Origin of the sequence: Sinorhizobium sp. RAC02 (genome assembly GCF_001713395.1) — a bacterium.
Lineage (GTDB): Bacteria > Pseudomonadota > Alphaproteobacteria > Rhizobiales > Rhizobiaceae > Shinella.
Map to the genome: position 1 here is coordinate 912,902 of NZ_CP016450.1, position 25,492 is coordinate 938,393.

The following is a 25,492-nucleotide window of genomic DNA, read 5'->3' on the forward strand; positions in this document are numbered from 1 at the left end:
AACCCATGTCCTTCATTGACCGCCTGCTCCAGCAGCGCCGCATCGTCACCAAGGTGCTGCTGTTCGTCATCCCTCTCGTCGCGCTGATCGCGGGCATCGGCCTCGTCGGCTATTTCACCGCGAGTACGCTGAACGGTCACATGACGGTCACCCGCGAGACGATCAACAGCCTGTCGCACTTCCAGAACCTGCGCACCGGATTGCAGGATTTTGCCGACCGGCCGGGCCAGGACACCCGCGATGCGCTGGGCGCCCGGATCGACGAGCAGGAGGCGGGGATCCAGGATCTTGATGCGCTGCTGCCGGATGCCGCCGAAAAGGCCAAGATTGCCTCGGTCGTGGCACTTGCCGGTACGATGCGCAGCCAGGCCGAAACGCTGTGGGCGATCGACCAGGAACGCAATGCCGTGACGGCAGCGCTTGAGGGCGCGCTGGCGGCAATGGCCAAGGACGGCGCGTTTGCCGAAAAGCAGATCGGCGTCATCCGCAGTGAATCGGGCGAGAAGGAAGCCTTTGCCAAGGCATTGCTTTTTGATGCCGCCGCCTATCAGGGGCTTGCTGAACGCATCGGCAAGTTCCGCAAGCCCGTCGCGCTGGCGATGAAGCCGGAGGACAAGGTGAAGGCGGCCGAAACCTATCTGCCGCAGCTTCTGAAGCAACTCGATGAATCCAAGGCGATCGCCTCGACGAAGGCCCTGGGGCAGATCAAGCCGTTCGAGGTGGAAGTCGCCAAGATCAAGGAGATTCTTGCCGGCACCGACGACGCGGAGAGCAAGAAGACGAAATTCATGTCGGTGCTCTCCAAGCTCACGAAATTCGATGCCGACTTCCTGAAGGAAGCGGGCAAGAACTCCGATACCGCCGCCAAGCGGTTTGTCGGCATGGATGCGGAGATCGGCCTCCTGAAGACGCTGATCACCCTGATGGGCGATACGTTCAAGGGCATCGATGAAACCCGCCTGCATATCAGCGAACTGCACCGTAAGCTCGACCAGGGGAGCCGCGATGCGGTGCTCGCCGACGTGAAGGCCGTTGCGACCAGTGCTGCCGAACTTGCCAAGCTTGGTACGAAGAATGCGGCGCTGCGCGACCTTTCGCAAAAGCTGGCGCCATCGCTTGCCAGCATCGAGAAGGGCACGCAGGACCTCATCACCGTCGGGGAGAAATGGCAGGCCGCGCGCTCTGCCGCCTATGCCTCGGTCGCGGATGCCAGCACCACTCTCGAACAGTTCGTCTCCACCGCACAGGAGGCCGGCAAGGCGGATAGTCAGCGGTCGGCAAACGTCTCGCTCATCGCCATGGTTGCCGGCACGCTGCTTGCCATCATCGGTGGCCTGATGCTGGTCGAGACGCTGCGCGGTCCGCTGAAGCGCGTGACCGAGGCTATGTCGCGGCTTGCCAGCGGCGATCTCGACATCAGCATAGACGGCCGCAACCGCGGAGACGAAATCGGCGACATGGTGCGCTCAGTTGCCGTCTTCCGTGACGCGGCGCGCGAAAACGTGCGGCTGGAGCACGAGGCAGAGGCCCAGCGCCAATTGACGGCCGAAGAGCAGGCCCGCCGCGCCAGCGAGCGCGCCCGCATCGAGGCGGAACAGACCGAGGCGCTCACTGCGCTCTCCGACGTGCTCGGCCAGCTTGCGGCCGGCAATCTCGAAGAAAGCATGACGGAGGCTCTCGCTGCCGAATATGTCGCCATGGCCCGCACCTACAACAATGCCGTGGAAGCGTTGCGCCTGACCCTTTCGGACGTCCGCGCCACGACGATGGAGATCAACGGTGGCACGGACAATCTGGCCGCATCGGCAGACGATCTTGCCCGTCGCACGGAGCAGCAGGCGGCGGCGCTGGAGGAAAGCTCGCGAGCGCTCCGCCAGCTGACCGACATCGTGCGCTCGACGGCCGAAAGTGCCCAGAAGACGGCGGTTTCGGTCGACGAGACGCACAGCTATGCCAAGCGCTCCGGCGAGGTCGTGGCGAAGGCGGTCGACGCCATGGGCGAGATCAACCGCTCGTCGGAAAAGATCAGCACGATCATCGGCGTCATCGACGAGATCGCCTTTCAGACGAACCTGCTGGCACTGAATGCCGGTGTCGAGGCAGCGCGCGCTGGTGAGGCGGGTCGCGGTTTTGCGGTTGTCGCGCAGGAAGTCCGCGAGCTTGCCCAGCGCTGCGCGGGTGCCGCCCGTGAGATCAAGGGCCTTATCTCCGCCAGCTCGACGCAGGTACGCAACGGCGTCGCGCTCGTCACCGAGACCGGCGAGGCGCTTTCGGTGATCAACGAGCACATTTCGTCGATCCATGGTCTGGTCGGCAAGATCGAGGCCGCTGCCGCCGCCCAGTATGAAGGCATCAACGAGGTGAACCGGGCGGTGCATCAGGTCGAACTTATCACCCAGCAGAATGCCGCGATGGTGGAGGAGAACACCGCCGAAATCCACGGCTTGCGCCGTCGGGTGCAAAGCCTCAACCAGAAGATCGACCACTTCAAGACCCGCGATCTCGATATGCGGCAGGGCGGCTCCTACGGTCAGCACTACGCAGCGTAGGTCGGAAAACTCCTCTGACATCAAAAAGGCCGGGTTTTTACCCGGCCTTTTTTCTTGTTCGCTGCCGCTCTTCCGTCGTCCCGCAGGCACCGCTATTTTGCGACCTCGTAGACGACGTAGCTTTCCGCCGCCGGATCCGGGTCACCGTAGGTCGGGTCGACCTCGAAGCGGGTCAGGATGAAGTCGCCATTACGGAACACCCATTCGCCGCTGTCCCAGGCATCGCCGATGCCGCGCCAGGCGGCGTGGCTGGTGATCGTGCGTTTTTCCAGGTCGAAGGTAGCGTTCACCAGCAGGCCGGTGGCACGAAAGCCGCGCACCTTCGGATCGGCCTTCAGCTTGCTCATCTCCTCGTCGGCGTAGCTGTAGTCGAGATCGGGCGTGGCAAAGGTTGCAAGTTTCAGGGACTCGTCGTCGCTCTTCTTCAGCACGAAGGCGTGGCGGATGTTGTAGGCGCCGGAGCCGCAGAAGAGCTGGTAGACCTCGACCTGAACGTCGGGGCCATTGGGGTCGTAGTCGGGCTTGTAGGAGAAGCTGTAGACCGAATGGCCGTATCCTTCTCCATCGGGCTCGGCCATCGGCACTTCCGGCATGCCGTTCATGTCGCAGTCCGTGCCGAAGGCGGCCTTGGCAACGGCTTCGGCCGCGGCGATGCCTTGGGGACGTTCGGCGGCCATCGTGACGGCGGGGAGGATGGCGCAAAGCAGCGCCGCGAGAAAGAACTTCACCCGAACCTCGGTTTTTGGCGGGTCAGCCGCCGGTGACGCTCATATGGCGGGCGACGGCCGGGCGGTTGCGGCGGTCGATGATGAAATCGTGGCCCTTCGGCTTGCGGCCGATCGCTTCGTCGATCGCCTGAGAGAGCAGGGCATCGTCCTCGGCGGCGCGCAGGGGCAGGCGGAGGTCCGCCGCATCGTTCTGGCCAAGGCACATATAGAGTGTGCCGGTGCAGGTGAGGCGGACGCGGTTGCAGCTTTCGCAGAAATTATGCGTCATCGGCGTGATGAGGCCGAGGCGGCCGCCGGTCTCTTCGACCGTGACGTACCGAGCCGGGCCGCCGGTGCGGTAGGCGTTTTCGGTGAGGGTGAATTCTTCGGCGAGGCGGTCGCGCATTTCCGACAGCGGCATGTAGCGGTCGGTGCGGTCTTCCTCGATCTCGCCCATCGGCATGGTTTCGATAAGGGTGAGGTCCATGCCGCGGCCATGTGCCCAGCGCATCAGGTCCGGGATTTCGCCGTCATTGAAGCCCTTGAGGGCGACCGCGTTGATCTTGATCTTCAGGCCGGCCGCCTGCGCGGCGTCGATACCTTCCATGACCTTGGAAAGCTCGCCCCAGCGGGTGATCGACTTGAATTTTTGCGGATCGAGCGTGTCAAGCGAGACGTTGATGCGGCGCACGCCGCAATCGGCAAGTTCGGCTGCATGTTTTGCAAGCTGGGAGCCGTTCGTCGTCAGCGTCAACTCGTCGAGTTGGCCGTCATGCACATGGCGGCCGAGTTCGCGCACCAGATACATGATGTTCTTGCGGACCAGCGGCTCGCCGCCGGTCAGCCTCAGCTTGCGCACGCCCTTGGCGATGAAGGTGGAACAGAGCCGGTTGAGCTCCTCGAGCGTCAGCAAATCCTTCTTCGGCAGGAAGGTCATGTTTTCCGCCATGCAATAAGTGCAGCGGAAATCGCAGCGGTCCGTGACCGACACGCGCAGATAGGTGATCGCCCGCCCGAAGGGATCGATCATCGGTGCGTCGGATTGCGCGATGGCGTTCGCGCCGTTCCAGGGGCCAGCATACGAGTTCAAACCACGTCCTCCTTACCGACATGTCGTGCGCGTGGGGCGAAACTTCAAGTCGATGCGGCGATTATGACAGCATTTTCAGCCTTGCACATCCCCGGCTTGCGGCATAGTCCTTCACGAATTCTTATGGGAAAGGGCATGCCATGAGCGATCTCTGGCCGACCGAACTGCGTGTCTCGAAGGATCGCCAGCGCCTCGTCGTGACCTTCAACGACCGCGCGAGCTTCGACCTTTCTGCCGAAATGCTGCGTGTGCTGTCGCCGTCGGCGGAAGTGCAGGGCCACGGGCCGGGACAGAAGCTGACCGTGCCGGGCAAGCGCAATGTCGCGATCATCTCCATGATACCGACGGGCAATTACGCCGTGCGCATCGGCTTCGATGATTTTCATGATACCGGCATCTTCACATGGTCCTATCTCCGGGAACTCGGGGAAAAGGGCGCTGACCTCTTCGCAGACTACGAGCGCGAGCTTGCGGAGAAGGGCATGAGCCGCGATATGTCAGAAAAGCCGCGATAAAAGATTGGCCTGCCTGCCGAGGTAGCGTCCACCCAGAACCGAACGGGAGATGTCCTTTGGCAGCAGAAGCGAATGCAAACGATCTGACGCAGGTTGTCGTGCTGCTGGCGGCGGGTGTCGCTGCGGTGCCGATTTTCAAGAAGATCGGGCTGGGTTCCGTACTCGGCTATCTCGCGGCCGGGCTTGCGATCGGTCCCTTCGGGCTCGGTTTCTTTGCCGATTCACAGGCGATCATCCATGTTGCCGAGCTTGGCGTGGTGATGTTCCTGTTCATCATCGGCCTTGAAATGCAGCCGTCGCGGCTCTGGGGCATGCGCAAGGATATTTTCGGGCTCGGGGCGATCCAGGTCATGGGGGCCATGGCGGCGTTGACCGGCATTGGCCTTTCCTTCGGGTTTCCGCTCATCCCGTCCTTCGTTGCCGGCACCGGCTTCGTACTGACCTCCACCGCCATCGTCATGCAGATGCTGCAGGAGAAGGGCACGATGTCCACGCTGAAGGGCCAGCGCATCGTGGCGATCCTGCTCTTCGAGGACCTTGCCATCGTGCCGCTGCTTGCCATCGTGGCATTGCTCGGCACGGGCGCGGCGGCGACGGATGCGTCCGACCGATGGCTTTCGATCGGCATCGCCATAGGGGCGATCGTGGCGCTGGTGCTGGCGGGGCGCTACCTGCTCAACCCGCTCTTCCGCATCCTTGCCGCCTCCGGCGCGCGCGAAGTGATGACGGCGGCGGCGCTGCTCGTCGTGCTCGGCTCGGCGCTCGCCATGCAGGTCTCGGGCCTGTCGATGGCCATGGGCGCCTTCCTCGCCGGCGTGCTGCTGTCCGAATCGTCCTTCCGCCACCAGCTGGAGGCGGATATCGAACCGTTTCGCGGCATCCTGCTCGGTCTGTTCTTCCTCGGCGTCGGTATGGCAATCGACCTGACGGTCATTGCCGCCAACTGGCAGCTCGTGGTGGCGAGCGTCATCGGCTACATGGTTGCCAAGACGCTGCTCATCTATGTCGTTGCCCGCCTGCTCGGCACCTGCCATGCGGAAAGCTTGGAGCGCGCCGTGCTGATGGCACAGGGCGGCGAATTCGCCTTCGTGCTCTATGCGGCAGCGGTAGCCGCCGACATTCTCAACGGCGAGGAAAACGCCATCCTGACGGCGACGATCATCATCTCGATGGTCCTGACGCCGCTGATGGTCATCCTCCATGACCGCGTCGTGCCAAAGCAGCAGCCATCGACCGAGGGACTGACGCTGCCGGAAAATGTCGAGGGCACGGTGCTGATGATCGGCTTCGGCCGTTTCGGCCAGATCGTCAGCCAGCCGCTGCTGGGCACGGGGCTATACGCTGTCGCTGATCGACAAGGATGCGGAATTCGTGCGCGACGCTGCGGATTTCGGCTTCAAGGTCTATTACGGCGACGGCTCGCGCATCGACATCCTGCATGCCGCAGGTGCGGCGACCGCCAAGGCGATCCTGATCTGCCTCGACGACAAGGCGGCTGCGGTGAAGATCGCGGAGGTGGTGAAGGATGAGTTCCCGCTCGTTCCCTTGCTTGCCCGCGCCTATGACCGTGGCCATGCCATCGACCTCGTGCATGCCGGCGTCGATTTCCAGATTCGCGAAACCTTTGAATCAGCAATGGTGTTCAGCCGCGAAACGCTGAAAGCGTTGGGAGAGGACGAGGATCTTGCCGCCGAAGTGGTGGAGGAATTCCGCGATGTCGACCGCGAACGGCTGGAGCTCGAGACGATCGGCGGCATCTATGCCGGCCGCCAGCTTATCCGCGGCAATGCCCAGCCGGCCGATCTCGTCGCAGCCCGCACGGCCCGGGAGCGGGCGGAAGCGGAAGAACGGCAACGCCTCACGCAGGAAGAGGCCAGCTGACGCGACACACTTGCTGTAGCCACATCGTTCGGCATGCGTCATTTCTAATAAACCGACTTCCAGCTATGACACGGTCGTGTTCTTCTCATGCCTACGTGCCGCGGTCGCAGTGCTCTGGAATGATTCGACCGGCGGTTTGAACGCCCTTGGCTTAACGCGAAAGGAGCCGCGATGACGGCGACGAACGACGAACGCTTTGCCGAATCCGCCTGCCTGCGCGCCCGCGGCACGGCGAAGGAAGGCAAGGTGGCTTTTGCCGAACTCTTCTTCGACCTCGTCTTCGTGCTGACGATCATCCAGCTTTCGCATTCGCTGGCGGCGCATTATTCGCCGACCGGCCTTGTCGAGGCGGCGGTGCTGATGCTGGCGGTCTGGTGGGTCTGGATCTACACGACCTGGGCGACCAACTGGCTCGATCCCGACAAGGCGCCGGTGCGCATCCTGCTCTTCGTGCTGATGTTCTTCGGCCTGATGCTGTCGATCGCCATTCCGACGGCCTTCGGCGAGGGCGGTCTTCTTTTCGCGCTGACCTTCGTTGCCATGCAGGTCGGCCGCTCGGCATTCACCGCCTATGTGATGCGGCGCGACTGGCCGGAAAACAGCTTCAACTTCACCCGTATCACCGTATGGACGCTGTTTTCCGCGGTTTTCTGGCTTGCCGGCGCTTTCGTCGAGCACGAGGCGCGGCTGGTGCTATGGCTCATCGCGCTCGGCATCGATTATCTTTCGCCAGCGCTCGGCTTCGTCGTCCCAGGCCTCGGGCGCTCGACAGTGAGCGACTGGGAGGTCTCGGGCGAACATATGGCGGAACGCTGCGCGCTCTTCGTCATCATCTGCCTTGGCGAAACCATTCTGGTGACCGGGCGCACCGTCGCCGGCATGGAACTGCTCGACGGTTTTACGATCATCCTGCTTGCGGTGGCTTTCCTGTCGACCGCGACGATGTGGTGGATCTACTTCCGTTTCGGCCATGGCGAGGCGGCGCATCTGATCCAACATTCGGCAACCCCGGGCCGTATCGCGCGCATGGCCTTCACCTATGCCCATATCCCCATCGTTGCCGGGATCGTTTTGTCGGCGGTGGCGGAGGAGTTCGCGCTGGCGCATCCGCATGGTCCTGTCGATTTCAAGACGGCAAGCGCCATCATCGGTGGACCGGTCGTTTTCCTTGCCGGCAACATCTGGTTCAAGGCGGCGATCCGCGGGCGCTCGCCCCTTTCGCACCTCGTCGGCATTGCTGTGCTGCTCTGCCTCTCCATAGTTGTGCCCGTCGTCGAACCCTACCAGCTCTTCATGGCCGCCGCCGCCGTGCTCTTCGGCGTTGCGCTATGGGAGTTCCTGTCGCTGAAGTCGACGCGGGCGGACGATCTCGCCCAGGTCTAGAGGTCGTCCGGTTCGCTATCCGTCTCCATCGTCTGGAGAATATGGATCAGGTCCTCCATGGCCTCGGCGACCTGGAGGCATCGATCGGCCGGGGTCTGGGAGAGGATACGATCGATCATGCCGGTCTGAATGGTCATCGCATCCTCGGTGAGGTCGCGGCCGGTCTCAGTCAGGGGAGAGGCGCAGCACGCGCTTGTCTTTCGCATCAGGCTTGCGTTCGATTAGCCCGCGCTTTTCGAGCTGCGGCAGCAACATGCTCATGTTCGAGCGGCCGACGAGCAGTTTTCTGGCAAGCTCCTGCTGGGAAATGCCGTCGAACCGATAGAGGTTGATCAGGATGTCGAGATGCGGCGTCTTGATGTCGAGATCTGCGATCGCCTTGGTCATCGTCTGCTGCATGAGCTGGCAGGCGCGCGCCACGCCGATCCAGCTGCGAAAGCGCGGATGATCCCAGGGAAAGGCTTGCTTTTTGTTCATCGTTGTACTTTATTGTTCAGCATTGAACATTTTTGATGGATTCCCACTATGGCATCCTTTGGCTTGAAGGTCATCCGGCTCGCGCTTTCGAGCGTCGCTGCCGTCTCTCCCGCGGCGGCCGGCCGCGCCGCTTTCCGTCTCTTTGCGACGACGCCCGGCCGCAGGTCGCGCACCGCCAAGGAGAGGGAACTGTTCGCCCGCTCCGAAGGGTGGATGCGGCAGGCGCAGCGCGTCGAACTCTCCTTTGCCGGCGGCACGGCCGTTGCCCATCGTTTCGCGGCTCGCCCTTGCGAGGCTTTTGCGGGGCGGGTCCTTGTCGTGCATGGCTGGGGCTCGCAGGCGGCCTATCTTTCCGCGTTGACGGAAGGCCTTGTTGCGGCGGGGCATGAAGTCGTGGCACTCGATTTGCCGGGCCACGGCGCGTCTCGGGGGCGCACGCTGACACTGCCGATGGCGGTTCGGGCGATCGACGCAGCCTGGCAGCGCTTCGGTGGCTTCGACTATTTCTGCGGCCATTCCTTCGGCGGCGCGTCGCTGGCCTGTGCCGCCAGTGGCCTCGTACCGTACGTGCCCGCGCACCGGCCGCGCCGGTTGGTGACGATCGGCTCGCCGAGCGAAATGTCGTGGCTGTTCAAGGATCTCGGCCGCTACCTGAAACTCGGCGCCAAGGCCCAGGTCGCGCTGGAAGATCACGTCGAGCGTATCGCCGGCGCACCGCTTTCGGCCTTCGATGCGGCAAACGGGGCAGGGCGCCTCAACACGCCGATGCTGGTCATCCATGCGGAGGACGACAAGGAGGTGCCGGCCATGCATGCGCGGCGCTACGCCGCCGCCGGGTCGAATGTCACGCTGGAATGGGCAAACGGTTTTGGCCACCGCCGCATCGTTTCCGCTGAGCCGGTGATCGACCGCATTGTCGATTTCTTTTCGGAGGACGGGCGGCGCATCGCCGCCTGACGGGCTTTTCGTCATGAACCTGTCATGCGAGGGTGCGATGCGCCGCAAGGAGCAGAGCACAGGAGAAATGCATGACCATCGTCACCTCGGTCGACCAGTTGAACGCGCTTTACGGCGAACCGGGCGAAGCCTCGCTCGTCAAGGTGACGAATTTCCTGCTACCGGAATACCGCGCGATGATCGAGGCCTCGCCCTTCATGGCGCTCGCCACCGTGGGACCGGAGGGGCTCGACTGCTCACCGCGCGGTGATGCCGGCTCCGTCATTCACATCGAGGACGAGCGCACGCTGATGCTGCCCGACTGGCGCGGCAACAACCGCATTGATTCCCTCTCCAACATCGTGCGCGACCCACGCGTCGCCCTGATGTTCCTCATTCCAGGCTCGAACACCACCATGCGCCTCAACGGCCGCGCCGTGGTGCGTATCGACGAGGCCATCACCGAGCGCTTCGAGATGGACGGCCGGCACCCGCGCTCCGTCGTGGTGATCACGATCGAGGAGGTCTATTCGCAATGCGCCCGTGCGGTGCTGCGCGCCGACCTCTGGAACCCGGAGAAGTTTCGCGATACCGCCTGCCTGCCGACCGTCGGGCAGATGCTCGCGTCTGCCAAGAAGGGGTTTGACGGTGTTGCCTATGATCGGGAATGGCCGGGGCGTGCTGCCAAGAGCATGTGGTAGGCGGATCTGAATATTCCGCCGCCTCGGCCCGTCTTGTCATTGATTGTAAACGGCGAAAGCTGAGAGCGGAGTAAGGAATGCGGACAGGACTTTTTGCGGCGGCTGTTGCCGCGGTGCTTGCTGTTTCGGGCGGCGTTGCCAGGGCGGACGAGCTGATCGAGAGCTATAGCGCCTATATCGGCCAGGACGACCTCTACAATTCCAGCAACGAGCGTCTGACGCAGCCCTGGCAGGTGATCCGGCAGGATCGCGCCAATGTCCACCGCTTCGGTGTGCGCCAGCCCGGCGATGACATCGACGGTTTCTTCGCTTCGGCACGCAACCGGGAGCTTGCCGAACGCATGCTTCGCAGCGGTCGCATCGAGGGCGCGGCCGCGCGCCGCCTGCTGGACGGCGACGTGCGCATCCACGTCGAAATCTGGCGTGGCGCGGGAGGCGACTATATCAGTATCTCAGTCGATTAACGGTTTGCTCGTAGCGATTGCCGCTTGCCTCCTGGCCGTCTCCGCTGTCGGTGCGGCAGAGCCTGACTCTGCGAGCCGTCTCAAGCTGCTGGTCGAGGCTTATCCGGAAAGCCTCGCCGGCATCGAAGGCAACAGGCTTGTCTTCAAGGACGGCGGTCCGCCGCTCGACATCGATGACGGCCGGACGAAGGACCACCAGACGGCACTCGCCAACGGGGATGTCGACGACAGCCTTCGGCAGATCTATCCGCTGGGCGCTTGCGAGACCAAGCCGGAGGTCGATTTCGACCCCGGTCGCATCCGCAGCGATCCTTTGATGATGCGTCTTTATGGCCAATCGGCGAAGGCCGTTCAGGCCGACCTCGTTCCGGTCAAATGGTTCGGCGAAACGCTGCGCGTGACGAAGCGGCAAGGGGCTGCTGCGGCGCTCGAGAAGGTGCGCGACGAGCTTGCGGCAAAGCCGGAGCTGAAGCGTTACCTGACGCCCTCGGCCGGGACATTCAACTGGCGCAAGGTGTCCGGCGCGCAGAACATGTCGGTGCACAGTTTTGGCGCGGCTCTCGATCTCAACACGAAGTTTGCGGATTACTGGGTCTGGTCCGGCGGCAAGCCGGGCAAGGTGCCGAAATACGCCAACAAGTACCCGCTGGAGATCATCGCGATCTTCGAGAAACACGGCTTCGTCTGGGGCGGGCGCTGGTACCACTACGATACGATGCATTTCGAGTACCGGCCCGAACTGATCGCCATAGCGAAAGCGGCAGGCGCTTCCGCCTGCCGCTGATTGCGGGTTAGTCGCGAACGATCACCGTCGCGCCCTTCGTGACCTGGGTATAGAGGTGCTCCACGTCTTCATTCGCCATGCGGATGCAGCCGGACGATTGCGCCTTGCCGAGCGAGGACGGCTGGTTGGTGCCGTGGATGCGGTAGATGGTCGAGCCGAGATAGATGGCGCGCGAGCCGAGCGGGTTGTCGAGGCCGCCCTTCATCGAGACCGGCAGGATTTTGCCCTTCTTGGCTTCGCGAGCGCGCATGTCTTCCGGCGGTGTCCAGGTCGGCCACTCGGTCTTGCGCGTGACCTTTTCCGAACCCGTCCAGATGAAGCCGTCACGGCCGACGCTGACGGCGTATTTCATGGCGATGCCGTCGCCGAGCACGTGGTAGAGGCGGCGTTCGGAATTGTCGACGATGATCGTGCCCGGCGCGACCTTCTCGTCGAAGGCGACGAGTTCACGGGCGATCGGCGCGCGGGAAACGGCGGCGATCTTCTTTTCCGATGCGACCGGCTTGCCGCCGGAGAGCACCTGCAGCCAACCTGTCTTCTGTGCGGAAGACGAGAGCGAAGCGACCTCGATCGGGTCGATGGCGTTGTCGGCGGCAAAGGCGCTGCCTGCGGTGGAAAGAAGACCTGCGAGGAGGGCGATAGCGAGCTTTTTCATTGTCCTGGTCCCTGTCTGGAGCGGCCGGTGCATTCATGCCCGGCTCGGTGTTCTCTGATGGGGACTTTCTAGGACATCGCCGTCTGGCGGGATGTTCCGGCGGGAACAGGGGCCGCCGGGTGTCTGACGATCGTCAGAAGGGCTGAATCCAGACCAGGCTGCTCAGCATCAGGGCGGCGATCATCGTCATTTCAAGAAATCCGGTTTGCATGGCACGTTCCTCCCGTGCCTCATAACGCACGACGGCCGTCACGGTTCCGCCGCAAACGAAAACGGCGCCCGAAGGCGCCGCGTCTGCAAAAGCGGGCTGCCGCTTACTTGCGATAGATCAGCCAGCTCTTGGCAAAATCCTTCTTCATGCCGTCCTCAAACGCCATGGTGCGATTGCGACCACCGTTCTTGGCGCAATAGAGCGCGATGTCGGCTTTCGAGTAGAGCTCGCCCGGACCTTCCGCCCAAGACGCCATGCAGAAGCCGAGCGAAATGGTGATCGGGCCATAGTTGACGCCGGTCTTGGAGTTCTTGAACGGCGTGTGCTCAAGCGCGATGCGGATGCGCTCGGCGATCGCCATCGCCTCTTCCTCGGTGTTGCCCTCGACGATCATCGCGAATTCCTCGCCGCCGGTGCGGGCAACGAGAATGTCCTTGCGCACATTGGCGCGGATGAGGCTACCGACCGAGGCGAGGATCTTGTCGCCGACCGGATGGCCGTAGGTGTCGTTGATCTTCTTGAAATGGTCGATGTCGGCAAGGATCAGCGCGGTGACGTTGTGCGACATCGACGAATTGTAGATGGCGGAAAGCCTGTCGTCGAAGGCGCGGCGGTTGGAGAGCTGCGTCAGTGAATCCGTGTTGGCGATGCGCTTGTACTCGTCGAGTTCCTTGCGCACGTTGTCCATCTCGATCGACTTCTGCGCAACGTTCTCCACCATCTCCTTGCCTTGGCTGATGGTGTCGCCGGTCGCCTGCGTCAGCACGCCGATGACGTTCTTGATGATGTCGACGCTGGCGGCGTTCTTGCCGGTGATGCGGCCATAGGTTTCGTCGAGCAGCCGGTTGTAGCTTTCGAGCGAGGTCTGTTCCTGCTTGAGCAGGCGAAGCAGGCCTTCCAGCTCACCGACGATCTTCGAGTGTACGCAGTCGATGGCGGTCGCGCCGTGGTGATGGCCGAAATATTGCGTACCGATCTCGTCAAGCTCTTCCTGCGAGGCCTTGCTGCCAAGGGCTGCAAGTTCGCGGGTCAGCTTGGGGTTCGAGCCGATATAGGCCTCATAGAACAGCTCGTAGTTCCGCGGAATTGGAGAAATACCCATTACGCGCATGGCATAGGTCACCTGCGCGGCGATATCCGGCACCTGGACCTTCTGCGCAACGGCCGTGTTCATTTCGGCTGCTCCTGATTTCATCATGTTGGCTCCCGACCCGCAAAATAAAGCGAAAATGCTTTGGGAATGATTAACAGTTGTGCGTTCCGTAGCGGCAGCCAGGAATCAAAAAAGGCCGCAAATCCAATGATCTGGGGCCTTCTCGGCTGGAATATTCGAAAATTCTACCTCAACCCGGCATAATCATTTTTTCAGGGCGTACAACCGCGTCGAATTCTTCGTTGGTGACATAGCCACCGCCGACGGCCTCTTCGCGCAGCGTCGTGCCGTTTTTGTGCGCGGTCTTGGCGATCTTGGCGGCGTTGTCGTAGCCGATCTTCGGCGCGAGTGCCGTGACGAGCATCAGCGAACGGTCGAGCGCCGCCTTGATGTTGTCCTCACGCGCCTCGATGCCGACGACGCAATTGTCGGTGAACGAAATCGCGGCATCCGAGAGGAGCTGGACGGACTGCAGGAAATTGTAGGCCATCAGCGGGTTGAAGACGTTGAGTTCGAAATGGCCCTGGCTGCCGGCGAAGGTGAGCGAGGCATGGTTGCCGAAGACCTGGGCGCAGACCTGGGTGAGGGCCTCGCACTGGGTCGGGTTGACCTTGCCCGGCATGATCGACGAGCCCGGCTCGTTTTCCGGCAACGCCAGTTCGCCGAGGCCCGAGCGCGGACCGGAGCCGAGGAAGCGGATGTCGTTGGCGATCTTGAAGAGCGCTGCCGCGGCGGCGTTGATGGCGCCATGCGAGAAGACCATCGAGTCGTGGGCGGCAAGCGCCTCGAACTTGTTCGGTGCGGTCTTGAAGTCGATGCCGGTGATTTTTGCGATATGGTCGGCGACCTTTTCGGCAAAGCCGACCGGGGCATTGAGGCCGGTGCCGACGGCGGTGCCGCCCTGGGCGAGTTCGCACAGGCCCGGCAGCGTCAGTTCGATGCGCTTGATCGCCGAGGCGATCTGCGCGGCATAACCCGAGAATTCCTGGCCGAGGGTGAGGGGCGTTGCATCCTGCGTGTGCGTGCGGCCGATCTTGATGATGTGATCGAAGGCCTTCACCTTGGCCTCGAGTGCGGCATGCAGGTGCTTCAGTGCCGGCAGCAGGTCGTGCACGATGCGCTCGGCGCAGGCGATGTGCATGGCCGTCGGATAGGTGTCGTTCGACGACTGGCTCATGTTGACGTGGTCGTTCGGATGCACCGGCTTCTTGGAACCCATGACGCCGCCGAGCATTTCGATCGCCCGGTTGGAGATAACCTCGTTGGCGTTCATGTTCGACTGGGTGCCCGAGCCGGTCTGCCAGACGACGAGCGGGAAATGGTCGTTGAGCTTGCCGTCAATGACTTCCTGCGCGGCTTCGGTGATGGCCTTGGCCAACGCCGGGTCGAGACGGCCGAGTTCCGCATTGGCGCGGGCGGCGGCCTGCTTGACGATGCCGAGCGCACGCACGACCGAAAGCGGCTGCTTTTCCCAGCCGATCTTGAAATTGCCGAGCGAGCGCTGGGCCTGCGCGCCCCAATAGCGGCTGTTGTCCACTTCGATGGGGCCGAATGTATCCGTTTCCGTGCGCGTCGATGTCATTGTGCTTCCCGCTTAAAGCCCATGCGTTCCGTCCTGCCGCCGGCGATGCCGCCGCATGGGGCGCGGCAGGCCGGGCGAGCGCGGGCTATCCAGGGAGGCCCGCGCTGGCGCGAAATCGCGCAATTCTCTGGCCCATCTGCGACCGGGTTGCAAGGGGCGGAATGCCCGCAGGGACAAGACTTTCGGTTAAAATCGATTAGGCCACGACGGGTGGCAGGGAGGGGCGGGAGGCGTCTTTCCTGCTGTGCTTTTTCCAACACAAGCGCGCATTCGTTTTTTTGTGCTTTTTTATTGCCGGAGAGCTGTTTTGCGAGAATTTTGAGAAATTTCGCCGCCAATTCAAATTTTTACGTGGGCTAATCCGTCTCGCTTGCCGGGTGTGGACTAACGGATTTGTGAGGTTTGGCGGGGCTGGCGGGAGGGGGCGTTTCCTTTTCATTCACCATCCTTTCCTATAACTTACCGGCCTGCTGGTTCGGGCGCCGCCAGAGAGACCGCGACGTGCGGTTCATTCGGGGAATGGATTACAGATGAAGCTTACAAAGACTGCCGTGCTGGCCGCTGCGCTGGCACTCTCCTGTGCCGCCGTCACGCTCAATGCCGCACCCGCAAACGCCCTGACGCTGATGGACATCATCCGCGGCGGCAAGAAGAAAGAACCGAAATACGAGGAGCTTCCCGGCGTATCCACCGGCGCCGCGCTGCCTGGCGCCGAGGTGAAGCGGGAGGCAAAGCCTCTGCCGCGCGTCACCGGTCCGCGCTACTACACCTACAAGGCTGACGCCCTGACGCGCGTCGCCGTCGACAGGCTGGCTGATCCGGTCGTTACCAGCTCGATTTCCGCAGAGGTTCTGCCTGCGGGCGATGCAGGCATCCGTGCCGCCTTCTCCACGGTGAACGTGCGCACGACGCCGGATGCGGCCAAGGCGGTCGAGACCTTCTACGGCTCGCAGAAGAAATTCGTCTGGATCGACGGCACGGGCATCAACGACAAGGCAAAGGCGGTCATCGCCGTGCTGGCGGATGCGGCATCCGTCGGTCTTGCTCCCTGGGATTACGCAGTGAAAATCCCGTCGGACAGCTTCGACAGCGCCGACATGAATGCGCGCTACAGCGAGCTTGCCACCTTCGAGATCGCCCTGTCCTCGGCCGTTGCGACCTACGTGCAGGACGCCGTGCGCGGCCGCATCGATCCGAACCGCATTTCCGGCTATCACGATTTCAAGCGCAAGGACGTCAATCTCGTCGCAGCGTTGAAGAACGTGGCGATGAGCAGCAATGTCAAAGGCTACCTAGAGAGCCGTTCGCCCGCGAACGCTGATTTCCAGATGCTGAAGGCAGAACTTGCCAAGCTCCGCGCCGAGACCGAAGGCGAGGACCGTGTTGTCATCGCCGAAGGCACACTCTTGAAACCCGGCCAGAGCAACCCGGAGCTTGCCAACATCATCAAGGGGATCGTCAAGCACGGCTCGGACGCGCTGAAGACCGATCATTCCGTGACGATCGCTACCTATTCCGGCACGCCGGACTACACGCCCGAACTGGTCACTCTTGTCGAAGCCTTCCAGAAGGAAAACGGCCTGAAGCCGGACGGCGTCGTCGGCAAGGCCTCGATCCGCAAGATGACAGGCGGCGATTCCGTGGCCGACAAGGTCGGCAAGCTCGAAGTGGCGCTGGAGCAGACGCGCTGGCTGCCGGTCGATCTCGGCGCCCGCCACGTCTTCATCAACCAGCCCGCCTTCCAGGTGTATTATTACGAGGGCGGCGCAGAAAAATTCTCGATGCGCACGGTCGTCGGTTCCAAGGCGAACCAGACCTATTTCTTCCAGGATCAGGTGCAGACCGTCGAGGTCAATCCGTACTGGGGCGTGCCGCAGTCGATCATCGTCAACGAGATGCTGCCGAAGCTCCGGAATGACCCGTCCTATCTCGACCGCATGGGTTACGAGGTGGCCGTGGGTGGCCGCGCCGTCCCGTCGTCCTCGGTCAACTGGTACGGTTCGACGGCGGGCGTTTCCGTGCGCCAGCCGCCAAGCGGCGACAATGCGCTGGGCGAGTTGAAGATCCTCTTCCCGAACAGCCATGCCATCTACATGCATGACACGCCGTCGAAGAGCTTCTTCAAGAAGGACATGCGAGCGCTCAGTCACGGCTGCGTGCGCCTTGTCGAGCCGCGCAAGATGGCAGCCGCTGTGCTGGGTGTGAGCGAGGAAGAGGTGGGCAAGGAGATCGCGGCCGGCCGCAACAAGGCGCTCAGCGTCAAGGCGGATATCCCGATCTACGTCGCCTATTTCACCGCCTGGCCGAACAAGGACGGCAAGGTCGAATATTTCGACGACGTCTATGGTCGTGACGACTATGTGCGCAAGGCCTTTGCCGCGACGCAGAAGGCACGCGAGATCCAGGGCTGATCGCTCAGCCCCAGGTCAACGGATCCAGTCTCAGATAAAAGGCGAGGCGCCCCCTGTCGGGCGCCTTGTTTTTTAGGGTGGAGAAGAGGATGTCGAAGGCTTTTTCTGCCTCCGCGTCGGTCGTCCAGTTTTCCCCCGCATTGGCAAGCATCAGGGTCAGGTCGGAATAGGGATCGGCCGTGCCGAGGCGACCGAGGTCGATCAGGCCCGTGCAGCGAAGCGTTCGTGGATCGACCATGAAATTCGGCATGCACGGATCGCCGTGGCAGAGGGCACGATCCTGCTCTTCCTGTGCCAGCCTGAGCGGAAGCTCGGCTTCAACCCGTGCCAACAGTTCCGGCACCGGTCGGTTGCGGTCTTCATCCGGCAGGAAATCCGGATTGACGGCATCGCGCGCCACGACATCGGCGGCGCGGGCGAACATCGTTGAAAGGCTTTTCTCGAAGGGGCAATCGTCCGCGGGAAGGGCGTGCAGGGCAGCGAGATGTTCGGCCATGGAGGGCCAGGCCGTGAGCAGGTCGCCGCCGGAAAGCAAGACCGCCGGTATGCCGGACACGGCGCTCATCACAAGGCAGGCGCCATGCTCATTCTCCTGCCAGCCGAGCAGTTCCGGGCAGGCGATGCCTTTGCCCGCCAGCCAGAGGAGGCGCTCGCGCTCGCCGGCGAGTTCCACCGCACGGTGTTTTCTCGCCAGCTTCGCGTAGCGGCGTCCATCGGCACTGCGCAAGACGCGGTCGCCGGATTCGCCCTCGTGAGCAGGCGCCCAGCCGGACCGGACGTCCAGAAGCGTTTCAGTCCAGTCCACGGGCACTCCAAACGATATTAGCGGGCGAGCAGGCGCTCGACGAGATCGGGCGTCAGTTCGTCGAAATGGGTGATGACATGCGTCGGTTCAAGCTCGGCCACCGGCACATCGGAGTAACCGAAGGGAACGCCGATGGACGGCACGCCGGCGTTGCGCGCGACGAGAATGTCGTTGAGGCTGTCACCGATCATGACTGTGCGCAGAGGATCGGCTTCCGCGAGGTGGATGGTGCCGAGCAGGTGTTCGGCGTCCGGCTTGCGCACCGCGAAGGTGTCGCCCCCGGTAATCGCTGCAAACCGTGCGGTGAGGCCGAGGCCGTCGACCAGGCGACGCGCGAGACCCTCCATCTTGTTGGTGCAGACCGCAAGCCGATGGCCGGCGCCGGAAAGACGATCCATCGCCTCGATGAGGCCGGGATAGGGGACGGAGACGCCCGGCATGGCATCGGCATAGTGCTCGACGAAGATGCCGAGCATGCGCTGCAGTTCTTCCTCGGAAATCTCGCGCCCGCGCAGCGAGAAGGCGCGTTTGATCATCACCTGGCCGCCATGGCCGACGAGATAGGTCAGGTCGCCATAACCGACGGGATCAAGGCCTTCGAGACCGATCGTGTGGTTGAGGCTTGCGACGAGGTCGTGCGCCGTGTCGATGAGTGTACCGTCGAGATCGAAGACAACGAGAGAAGCGGACATGGGAAAACCTTGCGGGAGGTGGGGAGGGACGGTCTTTCCGGTATGCGATGGCGCGGGTATTTGCAATCGCCTTATCGGCCGCAGGCCTGCGGCGATTTTGGCTTTCGTTTGCCATTCAGGGCGTGTAAGTGTCTCACCGGAATTCCGGCCGCCTGGAGCGCGCCGGCTGATAATTGTTTACGGAGATTTGGGGCATGGACGCCCGGGAAATGAAGATCAAGGCCGCTGCGGTCGCGCTCGCCCATGTTGAAGACGGAATGCGCCTCGGTATCGGCACAGGATCGACCGCGGAAGAATTCGTGCGGCTTCTGGCAGAGAAGGTGGCTGGCGGCCTCAGGGTCGAAGGCGTGCCCACGTCCGAGCGGACGGCACGGCTTTGCGTCGAACTCGGCGTGCCGCTGAAGTCCCTCGACGAACTGCCGGAACTCGACCTCACCATCGACGGTGCGGACGAAGTCGATAGCCGGCTACGGCTCATCAAGGGCGGCGGTGGCGCATTGCTGCGCGAAAAGATTGTCGCTGCCGCCTCCGAGCGGATGATCGTCATCGCCGATGAAAGCAAGGTCGTCGAGACGCTCGGCGCCTTCAAGCTGCCCATCGAGGTCAATCCGTTCGGCCTCGTCTCGACGCGCATCGCCATCGAAAAGACGGCCGCCCGCCTTGGACTTTCCGGCAGCATTGCGCTGCGCGCGTCTGGCGACGGCACCTTCATGACGGATGGTGGACACTACATTCTCGACGCATCTTTTGGCCGCATTCCTGATGCAGATGCGCTCGCAAGCAGCCTCAATGACATACCGGGCGTCGTCGAACACGGCCTCTTCATCAACATGGCGTCGCTTGCCATCATTGCGGGACCCGCGGGTGCGCGCACGCTGACGGCGCAAGAATAGACAGGAGCACAGACCGACATGATCAAATTCGCTGGTTTCGGCCGGACCCTCGCGGTGAGCCTCATCCTTTCGGCAAGCCTTGCCGGTGCCGTCAAGGCGCAGGATGTGACGGAAGATCAGATCAAGGCCGCGCGTGCGGCTATCGATGCAATCGGTGCGACGGCCAACTTCGACAATATTCTTCCGAGCCTCGCCGTTCGCACCAAGGGCGTACTCATACAGTCGTCGCCGAACCACGAAGCGGATATCAACAAGGTCGTTGACGAGCAGGCGCTCGCACTCGCCCCGCGTCGCGCTGACCTGGAGCGCGAAGCCGCGACGATCTACGCAAAGACCTTCACGCAGGAAGAGCTGAAGTCCATTGCGGATTTCTATAATTCTCCGGTCGGCAAGAAGCTGCTTTCAGATGGACCGATCGCGATGCGGGAAGTCGCGAAGGCCGCGCAAATCTGGGCCGTCGGCGTAGACCGCGACCTGAAAACGGAAAGCGGCAAGAAGCTCGATCCGATCTTCGACGCCGCACCAGCAGTCACGCTGGAAAATGGCACGGTGCAACCGCAGCAGTAATCATCTCCAAAAAGGGCGGCGCGAGCCGCCCTTTTTCTATTCCGACAGCTTTCCTCGAAGCGCCGACAGGCCGCCACCCCCGGGAAGCAGCCACCTCCAGCTTATTCGTGAATGGTGTAGGTGCCGAGTTCGCAGAGATTCTGCGTGTCGGTGGTCGTGTCGAGGTCGGATTCCTCGGAAAACTCGAAGCGCATGTCATAGTTGCAGACGTCGCGGCCATCGCCGATGGTGATTTCGATCGTCTCGTTCGGGTTCAGGACTTGCTCACCGAAAACATCGTCTTCCCATTGGTCCACGCCGACCGGCGAGGTGTAGAAACGCGTCAGCACCGAGCCGGTGCCGTTCTTGAGCTGGAAGACGAGGTCTTCCGCCAAAGCCGGGCCTGCAAGCAGAGCGAGTGCCGCGACGCTGGCTGTGAAGAAATTCAATTTGTGCATATCGATCATCCATTTAGCCCACAATCGGGCAGCGGATTCATAGGGTTGATATCCGCTTCGGTAAATGGCGTTTGTCGCTTCCAGCTTACCAAATTTGGGAGGACCGTCGTAAATCCGTCGAAGGCGGCGGGGGAGCGCTCCAGCACGGGTGGCAAAGCGGCCTTTTCCTTTTGCCCGCGCTGTTCCTATATGTGTTGCACCCGGTGGCGGATTCGCCTGCCGGACACCCGTCAGACGGCCGTCCGGCCAGGCTTGCCCGCAGGAGATCACCATGCCGACATTCGACTACGACCTCTTCGTCATCGGTGGGGGCTCCGGCGGCGTGCGCAGTGCGCGCCTTGCCGCCAGCATGGGCAAGAAAGTGGCGATCGCGGAAGAGTTTCGTTTTGGCGGCACCTGCGTCATCCGCGGCTGCGTCCCGAAGAAGCTCTATGTCTATGCCTCGCAGTTTCACGAGCATTTCGAGGACGCCGCCGGCTTCGGCTGGCAAGTCGGCGAAACGCGGTTCGACTGGCCGACGCTCGTCGCGGCGAAGGAGAAGGAGATCACCCGACTGGAGGGTCTCTACCGCAAGGGGCTGGAGAACTCGGCGGCCACGATCCTGGCAACGCGCGCCGTGCTGGTCGGCCCGAACACGATCCGCCTTACCGTGACCGATGAACTGGTGACCGCCGAGCGCATCCTGATTGCCGTCGGCGGCCACCCGACACCGCATGTCGACCTTCCCGGCCATGAGCTTTGCATCAGCTCGAATGAGGCGTTCGACCTGCCGGACCTGCCGAAATCCATCGTGATTACCGGCGGCGGCTACATCGCCGTCGAGTTCGCCAACATTTTCCACGGGCTCGGTGTCGAGACGACGCTGATCTATCGTGGCAAGCAGATCTTGTCCCGCTTCGACCAGGACATGCGCCAGGGGCTACAGGCCGCGATGATCGCCAAGGGCATCCGCGTGATCTGCGAGGACATCATTACCAATGTTGCCGAAGGTGAGGGCGGGCGCCGCATAGTGACGACCAAGGCGGGCGAGACGCTCACCGTCGACCAGGTGATGCTGGCGCTCGGCCGCGTACCGAATACGGGCAGCCTCGGATTGGAAACGGCGGGCGTCGCTGTGGATGCGAGGGGCGCGATCATCGTCGATGACTATTCCCGCACCAATGTGCCCGGCATTTTCGCACTCGGCGACGTGACGGATCGCGTGCAGCTCACGCCTGTCGCAATCCACGAGGCCATGTGCTTCATCGAGACGGAATTCCGCGGCAATGCGGTCTCGCCGGACCATGACCTGATCGCCACGGCCGTCTTTTCGCAGCCGGAGATCGGTACGGTGGGCATGAGCGAGGAGGAGGCCGCCAAGGCTTTCGACGATCTCGAAGTCTACCGCGCCGAATTCCGTCCGATGAAGGCGACGCTGTCCGGCCGGCAGGAAAAGACGATCATGAAACTCGTCGTCAACGCTGCCGACCGCAAGGTGCTCGGCGCGCATATTCTTGGCCACGAGGCGGGCGAGATGGCACAGCTTCTTGGCATTTCGCTGAAGGCCGGCGTCACCAAGGACGATTTCGACCGTACCATGGCGGTGCATCCGACAGCGTCGGAAGAGCTGGTGACCATGTACCAGCCGAGCTACCGCGTCAGGAACGGGCAGCGGATCTGACGGTCGGCCGGCTTTTCGTCGGCAGACGTCCGGCGAAGCGGTCTTCGCTTCGCTTGAAGAGCGCCGAAAGACGGTCGATCACCACCCGCATTTCCGGGCGGTGACGATCGTCATCATTGGCTGCGATCCACAGCGAATGGGTAAGGCCCGGAATGGGCTCACCTTCGCGCATCAGCCCCGGTATCGCATCGCCGACAAAGGTCGGCAGGACGCCGCGCCCTGCGCCGCCGGCGATCAGTCGCGCCAGAACGTCGGGCGCGTTCGTCCAGGTGTGGATGTGCTGTTCATGGTTGCGGAACACCCATTTTTCGGCGTCAGACATGGCGACCTCCGTGCCGATCGACACCCAGGGCAGATCCCCCTCGAAGGCGAGATCCGCCGCGCGATAGATCGCATAGGCTACATCCACCGACTTGCGAACCGCGACGTTGCCGGTCTTCGGCGCGCTGTGGAACAGGGCGATCATGCCGTGGCGGTAGGTCAGGTCCTCGCCGGGCTGGAGCTGCTTGCAGCATAGCCGAAAACCGTCGGTCGGGCTCCGCAGATCGCCTGTGTTTTCCGCAATGAAACCGGTCGTCCAGATATCGCCGGCAATCGAGACGATCGGCAATGTGAAGGCATCGCCGTGCCACCTCGTGATATCGGCCGTGGTGCGCCGGATGGTCTGTACGTGCTCGTACAGTACCATGCCGTCGGCGGCGAGCCGATAGCCCTGCTGGCTGCGGAGGAAGAGCGTCCTGCCCATGCTGCGCTCCAGTGCCAGCATGCGGCGACCGATCGTCGGCGCGCTGATGCCGGTGATGGACGAAGCGCCGGCGAGCCCTCCCTCCGAGGCCACATGGAAGAAAAGCTGCAGATCGCTCCAGTCGACTTCCGGCATCACGAATTCCTCGTTCAATCCCCTTTTCATAATGCAAAACCGGACTGCCGGCATCATTCAACTGTGAAATGGGCGTTTCATTTGCGCCTCTACGATCGAATGAGTGCACGCGCTACCTCATGCCGGACACCGGAAACAAGGAGTTCTGTGATGAGCCCGGAATGGATGATTACTATCGACAAGATGGAACGGTCGGGTGGCCGGCCTGGAGTGTGGCCACTGTCCGACCCGTTGGAGCGAGACGAATGGCGCGGCCTGGAATGGGCCAGCAAACTCGTCGCGTGGTTTTTGAACCGACGCACAAAAAGGCCGGCAGCGCGGCCCCGCCAGAGGGTTGCCGATTGGAGTTGCGCACAGCGGACGGCCCCGCGCCGCTTCTAGGCCAGAACCGCCGACTGGGGCATGCTCTACAGTCTGTCAGACGCGTGGGCGCTAGCGCTGCAAATGCGTCGCTGCCGCTGGAAGTTCGGCTATGCAAGAACCATCTAACGGTTTATAAGCCCGCATCTTCAAAAGGAGGGGCGTCCGCAGGTTTCGCGGCCGTCTCAGGACAGGTGAGTATCATGGCACAGAATTGGACCCCGACCAGCTGGCGGCAGAAGCCCATCCAGCAGGTTCCGGATTATCCGGATCTCGCCGCATTGGCGGCGACCGAAGAGCGCCTCGCGAAGTTTCCGCCGCTCGTCTTCGCCGGTGAAGCACGTCGACTGAAGTCGGCGCTCGCCAACGTGGCCGAGGGCAAGGGCTTCCTGCTGCAGGGCGGCGATTGCGCCGAGAGCTTCGCCGAGCACGGTGCCGATACGATCCGCGACTTCTTCCGCGCCTTCCTCCAGATGGCCGTGGTGCTGACCTTTGGCGCCCAGCAGCCTGTCGTGAAGGTTGGCCGTATTGCCGGCCAGTTCGCCAAGCCGCGCTCCTCGAACATCGAGAAGCAGGGTGAAGTGTCGCTGCCGTCCTACCGCGGCGATATCATCAACGGCATCGAGTTCACCGAAGAGGCCCGCATTCCGAACCCGGAACGCCAATTGATGGCCTACCGCCAGTCGGCTGCGACGCTGAACCTGTTGCGCGCCTTCGCGATGGGCGGCTACGCCAATCTCGACAACGTGCACCAGTGGATGCTCGGCTTCATCAAGGATTCGCCGCAGGCCGAGCGCTACCGCAAGCTCGCCGACCGGATTTCCGAGACTATGGACTTCATGAAGGCCATCGGCATCACGTCGGAAAACCATCCGAACCTGCGCGAGACCGATTTCTTCACGAGCCATGAGGCGCTGCTGCTCGGCTACGAGCAGGCGCTGACCCGCGTCGATTCGACCTCCGGCGACTGGTACGCGACCTCCGGCCACATGATCTGGATCGGCGATCGTACACGCCAGCCCGACCATGCACATATCGAATATTGCCGCGGTATCAAGAACCCGCTCGGTCTCAAGTGCGGCCCGTCGCTGACCGGTGATGGCCTGCTCGAGCTGATCGATCTCTTGAACCCGCAGAACGAAGCCGGTCGCCTGACGCTGATCTGCCGCTTTGGCCACGACAAGGTTGCGGAAAACCTGCCGCGCCTCATCCGTGCCGTCGAACGGGAAGGCAAGAAGGTCGTCTGGTCCTGCGATCCGATGCATGGCAACACGATCACGCTCAACAACTACAAGACCCGTCCGTTCGAGCGGATCCTGTCGGAAGTCGAAAGCTTCTTCCAGATCCACCGTTCGGAAGGCACCCATCCGGGGGGCATCCATGTCGAGATGACCGGTAACGATGTGACGGAATGCACCGGCGGTGCGCGCGCATTGTCGGGCGACGACCTTGCCGATCGCTACCACACACATTGCGATCCGCGCCTCAATGCCGACCAGGCGCTGGAGCTCGCCTTCCTTCTTGCAGAGCGCATGAAGGGTGGCCGGGACGAAAAGCGGATGGTTGTGAACGGTTGATCTCTTTCTGTTCTTGCTTCGTCTCTGTAAATTAGCGGGGCTGATGCAAGCATTCAGGAATGTGAATTTGACAGGACCGGGCCAGCTGGCAAAGCTGGCCCGGTTTTTCTTTGGGGAGGAAG

Annotated in this window: 21 protein-coding genes and 2 pseudogenes; 13 read left to right on the forward strand and 10 right to left on the reverse strand. The window is 62.5% G+C overall.

Annotated features, from left to right (window positions below):
* Window positions 1-5: 5 nt before the first annotated feature.
* The gene (locus tag BSY16_RS04290) at window positions 6-2,549 is read left to right on the forward strand and encodes a methyl-accepting chemotaxis protein (RefSeq protein WP_069058529.1); all 2,544 of its coding nucleotides are present in this window, start codon (window positions 6-8) and stop codon (window positions 2,547-2,549) included.
* Between the two features lie 92 nt (window positions 2,550-2,641).
* On the opposite strand, the gene BSY16_RS04295 is transcribed toward BSY16_RS04290, so the two are convergent.
* The gene (locus BSY16_RS04295; protein WP_069058530.1) at window positions 2,642-3,277 is read right to left on the reverse strand and encodes a DUF1176 domain-containing protein; all 636 of its coding nucleotides are present in this window, start codon (window positions 3,275-3,277) and stop codon (window positions 2,642-2,644) included.
* Window positions 3,278-3,299: 22 nt separating this feature from the next.
* On the reverse strand, window positions 3,300-4,286 hold the full coding sequence (gene moaA / locus BSY16_RS04300) for a GTP 3',8-cyclase MoaA (RefSeq protein ID WP_150130022.1): 987 nt from the start codon (window positions 4,284-4,286) through the stop codon (window positions 3,300-3,302).
* Between the two features lie 200 nt (window positions 4,287-4,486).
* Between moaA and BSY16_RS04305 the strand changes: the two genes are divergently transcribed.
* The 3 genes and pseudogenes from BSY16_RS04305 (at window position 4,487) to BSY16_RS04315 (ending at window position 8,125) form a co-directional block, all read left to right on the forward strand.
* Entirely contained in the window at window positions 4,487-4,861 is a 375-nt protein-coding gene (locus tag BSY16_RS04305) for a gamma-butyrobetaine hydroxylase family protein (RefSeq protein ID WP_069058532.1), read from the forward strand.
* 56 nt (window positions 4,862-4,917) lie between these two features.
* A pseudogene (locus BSY16_RS04310) lies at window positions 4,918-6,742 on the forward strand (monovalent cation:proton antiporter-2 (CPA2) family protein).
* A gap of 171 nt (window positions 6,743-6,913) precedes the next feature.
* The gene (locus BSY16_RS04315; RefSeq protein WP_069058533.1) at window positions 6,914-8,125 is read left to right on the forward strand and encodes a low temperature requirement protein A; all 1,212 of its coding nucleotides are present in this window, start codon (window positions 6,914-6,916) and stop codon (window positions 8,123-8,125) included.
* Here the strand turns inward: BSY16_RS04315 and BSY16_RS04320 are convergent.
* Window positions 8,122-8,602, reverse strand: a pseudogene (locus BSY16_RS04320) (MarR family winged helix-turn-helix transcriptional regulator). The gene BSY16_RS04315 and the pseudogene BSY16_RS04320 overlap by 4 nt on opposite strands.
* 48 nt (window positions 8,603-8,650) lie before the next feature.
* Between BSY16_RS04320 and BSY16_RS04325 the strand changes: the two are divergent.
* The 4 genes from BSY16_RS04325 to BSY16_RS04340 all read left to right on the forward strand — a co-directional run bounded on the left by BSY16_RS04325 (window position 8,651) and on the right by BSY16_RS04340 (window position 11,487).
* Window positions 8,651-9,559: an alpha/beta hydrolase gene (locus tag BSY16_RS04325; protein ID WP_069058534.1), complete on the forward strand. Its 909-nt coding sequence runs from the start codon at window positions 8,651-8,653 to the stop codon at window positions 9,557-9,559.
* Window positions 9,560-9,630: 71 nt separating this feature from the next.
* Window positions 9,631-10,239: a pyridoxamine 5'-phosphate oxidase family protein gene (locus BSY16_RS04330; RefSeq protein WP_069058535.1), complete on the forward strand. Its 609-nt coding sequence runs from the start codon at window positions 9,631-9,633 to the stop codon at window positions 10,237-10,239.
* Window positions 10,240-10,316: 77 nt separating this feature from the next.
* On the forward strand, window positions 10,317-10,703 hold the full coding sequence (locus BSY16_RS32665) for a hypothetical protein (RefSeq protein ID WP_069058536.1): 387 nt from the start codon (window positions 10,317-10,319) through the stop codon (window positions 10,701-10,703).
* A gap of 4 nt (window positions 10,704-10,707) precedes the next feature.
* Entirely contained in the window at window positions 10,708-11,487 is a 780-nt protein-coding gene (locus BSY16_RS04340) for a M15 family metallopeptidase (RefSeq protein WP_286157180.1), read from the forward strand.
* Between the two features lie 7 nt (window positions 11,488-11,494).
* Here the strand turns inward: BSY16_RS04340 and BSY16_RS04345 are convergent, their stop codons facing one another.
* From BSY16_RS04345 to fumC, 3 genes are all read right to left on the reverse strand, one after another.
* A complete protein-coding gene (locus tag BSY16_RS04345) occupies window positions 11,495-12,142 on the reverse strand; it encodes a L,D-transpeptidase (protein WP_069058537.1) in 648 nt (215 codons plus the stop codon).
* A 314-nt stretch (window positions 12,143-12,456) separates the two neighbouring features.
* Window positions 12,457-13,527 carry a GGDEF domain-containing protein gene (locus BSY16_RS04350; protein ID WP_069058538.1) on the reverse strand — a complete coding sequence of 357 codons (1,071 nt, stop codon included), beginning with the start codon at window positions 13,525-13,527 and terminating at the stop codon, window positions 12,457-12,459.
* Between the two features lie 169 nt (window positions 13,528-13,696).
* A complete protein-coding gene (fumC, locus tag BSY16_RS04355; protein WP_069058539.1) occupies window positions 13,697-15,088 on the reverse strand; it encodes a class II fumarate hydratase in 1,392 nt (463 codons plus the stop codon).
* Between the two features lie 530 nt (window positions 15,089-15,618).
* On the opposite strand from fumC, the gene BSY16_RS04360 reads away from it, so the two are divergent.
* On the forward strand, window positions 15,619-17,499 hold the full coding sequence (locus tag BSY16_RS04360) for a L,D-transpeptidase family protein (protein WP_069058540.1): 1,881 nt from the start codon (window positions 15,619-15,621) through the stop codon (window positions 17,497-17,499).
* 4 nt (window positions 17,500-17,503) lie between these two features.
* Here the strand turns inward: BSY16_RS04360 and BSY16_RS04365 are convergent, their stop codons facing one another.
* Both BSY16_RS04365 and BSY16_RS04370 read right to left on the reverse strand, forming a co-directional pair.
* Entirely contained in the window at window positions 17,504-18,304 is an 801-nt protein-coding gene (locus BSY16_RS04365; protein ID WP_069058541.1) for an APH(3'') family aminoglycoside O-phosphotransferase, read from the reverse strand.
* Between the two features lie 17 nt (window positions 18,305-18,321).
* Entirely contained in the window at window positions 18,322-18,996 is a 675-nt protein-coding gene (locus tag BSY16_RS04370; protein ID WP_069058542.1) for an HAD family hydrolase, read from the reverse strand.
* Window positions 18,997-19,190: 194 nt separating this feature from the next.
* Between BSY16_RS04370 and rpiA the strand changes: the two genes are divergently transcribed.
* Together rpiA and BSY16_RS04380 are read left to right on the forward strand one after the other, a co-directional pair.
* The gene (gene rpiA, locus BSY16_RS04375; RefSeq protein ID WP_069058543.1) at window positions 19,191-19,889 is read left to right on the forward strand and encodes a ribose-5-phosphate isomerase RpiA; all 699 of its coding nucleotides are present in this window, start codon (window positions 19,191-19,193) and stop codon (window positions 19,887-19,889) included.
* A gap of 18 nt (window positions 19,890-19,907) precedes the next feature.
* A complete protein-coding gene (locus BSY16_RS04380; RefSeq protein WP_069058544.1) occupies window positions 19,908-20,456 on the forward strand; it encodes a DUF2059 domain-containing protein in 549 nt (182 codons plus the stop codon).
* 101 nt (window positions 20,457-20,557) lie between these two features.
* Here BSY16_RS04380 and BSY16_RS04385 read toward each other — a convergent pair whose 3' ends face one another.
* Window positions 20,558-20,893, reverse strand: a complete 336-nt coding sequence (locus BSY16_RS04385; protein ID WP_069061362.1) for a hypothetical protein — start codon at window positions 20,891-20,893, stop codon at window positions 20,558-20,560.
* 271 nt (window positions 20,894-21,164) lie between these two features.
* Between BSY16_RS04385 and gor the strand changes: the two genes are divergently transcribed.
* Window positions 21,165-22,553 (forward strand): glutathione-disulfide reductase, encoded by a 1,389-nt coding sequence (gene gor, locus BSY16_RS04390; protein ID WP_069058545.1) that lies wholly within the window; start codon window positions 21,165-21,167, stop codon window positions 22,551-22,553.
* Here gor and BSY16_RS04395 read toward each other — a convergent pair.
* Complete coding sequence (locus BSY16_RS04395) at window positions 22,531-23,433, reverse strand: LysR family transcriptional regulator (protein WP_069061363.1); 903 nt, start codon at window positions 23,431-23,433, stop codon at window positions 22,531-22,533. The genes gor and BSY16_RS04395 overlap by 23 nt on opposite strands.
* A 563-nt stretch (window positions 23,434-23,996) precedes the next feature.
* On the opposite strand from BSY16_RS04395, the gene BSY16_RS04400 reads away from it, so the two are divergent.
* The gene (locus BSY16_RS04400; protein WP_069058546.1) at window positions 23,997-25,370 is read left to right on the forward strand and encodes a class II 3-deoxy-7-phosphoheptulonate synthase; all 1,374 of its coding nucleotides are present in this window, start codon (window positions 23,997-23,999) and stop codon (window positions 25,368-25,370) included.
* The last annotated feature ends 122 nt before the right edge of the window (window positions 25,371-25,492 follow it).

Coding starts and splice junctions, on each gene's coding strand:
- BSY16_RS04360 (WP_069058540.1), top strand. CDS start 15,619: ATGAAGCTTACAAAGACTGCCGTGCTGGCCGCTGCGCTGGCACTCTCC.
- rpiA (WP_069058543.1), top strand. CDS start 19,191: ATGGACGCCCGGGAAATGAAGATCAAGGCCGCTGCGGTCGCGCTCGCC.
- BSY16_RS04385 (WP_069061362.1), bottom strand. CDS start 20,893: ATGCACAAATTGAATTTCTTCACAGCCAGCGTCGCGGCACTCGCTCTG.
- BSY16_RS04330 (WP_069058535.1), top strand. CDS start 9,631: ATGACCATCGTCACCTCGGTCGACCAGTTGAACGCGCTTTACGGCGAA.
- BSY16_RS04315 (WP_069058533.1), top strand. CDS start 6,914: ATGACGGCGACGAACGACGAACGCTTTGCCGAATCCGCCTGCCTGCGC.
- BSY16_RS04350 (WP_069058538.1), bottom strand. CDS start 13,527: ATGAACACGGCCGTTGCGCAGAAGGTCCAGGTGCCGGATATCGCCGCG.
- BSY16_RS32665 (WP_069058536.1), top strand. CDS start 10,317: ATGCGGACAGGACTTTTTGCGGCGGCTGTTGCCGCGGTGCTTGCTGTT.
- gor (WP_069058545.1), top strand. CDS start 21,165: ATGCCGACATTCGACTACGACCTCTTCGTCATCGGTGGGGGCTCCGGC.
- moaA (WP_150130022.1), bottom strand. CDS start 4,286: ATGATCGATCCCTTCGGGCGGGCGATCACCTATCTGCGCGTGTCGGTC.
- BSY16_RS04400 (WP_069058546.1), top strand. CDS start 23,997: ATGGCACAGAATTGGACCCCGACCAGCTGGCGGCAGAAGCCCATCCAG.
- fumC (WP_069058539.1), bottom strand. CDS start 15,088: ATGACATCGACGCGCACGGAAACGGATACATTCGGCCCCATCGAAGTG.
- BSY16_RS04290 (WP_069058529.1), top strand. CDS start 6: ATGTCCTTCATTGACCGCCTGCTCCAGCAGCGCCGCATCGTCACCAAG.
- BSY16_RS04370 (WP_069058542.1), bottom strand. CDS start 18,996: ATGTCCGCTTCTCTCGTTGTCTTCGATCTCGACGGTACACTCATCGAC.
- BSY16_RS04395 (WP_069061363.1), bottom strand. CDS start 23,433: ATGCCGGAAGTCGACTGGAGCGATCTGCAGCTTTTCTTCCATGTGGCC.
- BSY16_RS04305 (WP_069058532.1), top strand. CDS start 4,487: ATGAGCGATCTCTGGCCGACCGAACTGCGTGTCTCGAAGGATCGCCAG.
- BSY16_RS04325 (WP_069058534.1), top strand. CDS start 8,651: ATGGCATCCTTTGGCTTGAAGGTCATCCGGCTCGCGCTTTCGAGCGTC.
- BSY16_RS04345 (WP_069058537.1), bottom strand. CDS start 12,142: ATGAAAAAGCTCGCTATCGCCCTCCTCGCAGGTCTTCTTTCCACCGCA.
- BSY16_RS04380 (WP_069058544.1), top strand. CDS start 19,908: ATGATCAAATTCGCTGGTTTCGGCCGGACCCTCGCGGTGAGCCTCATC.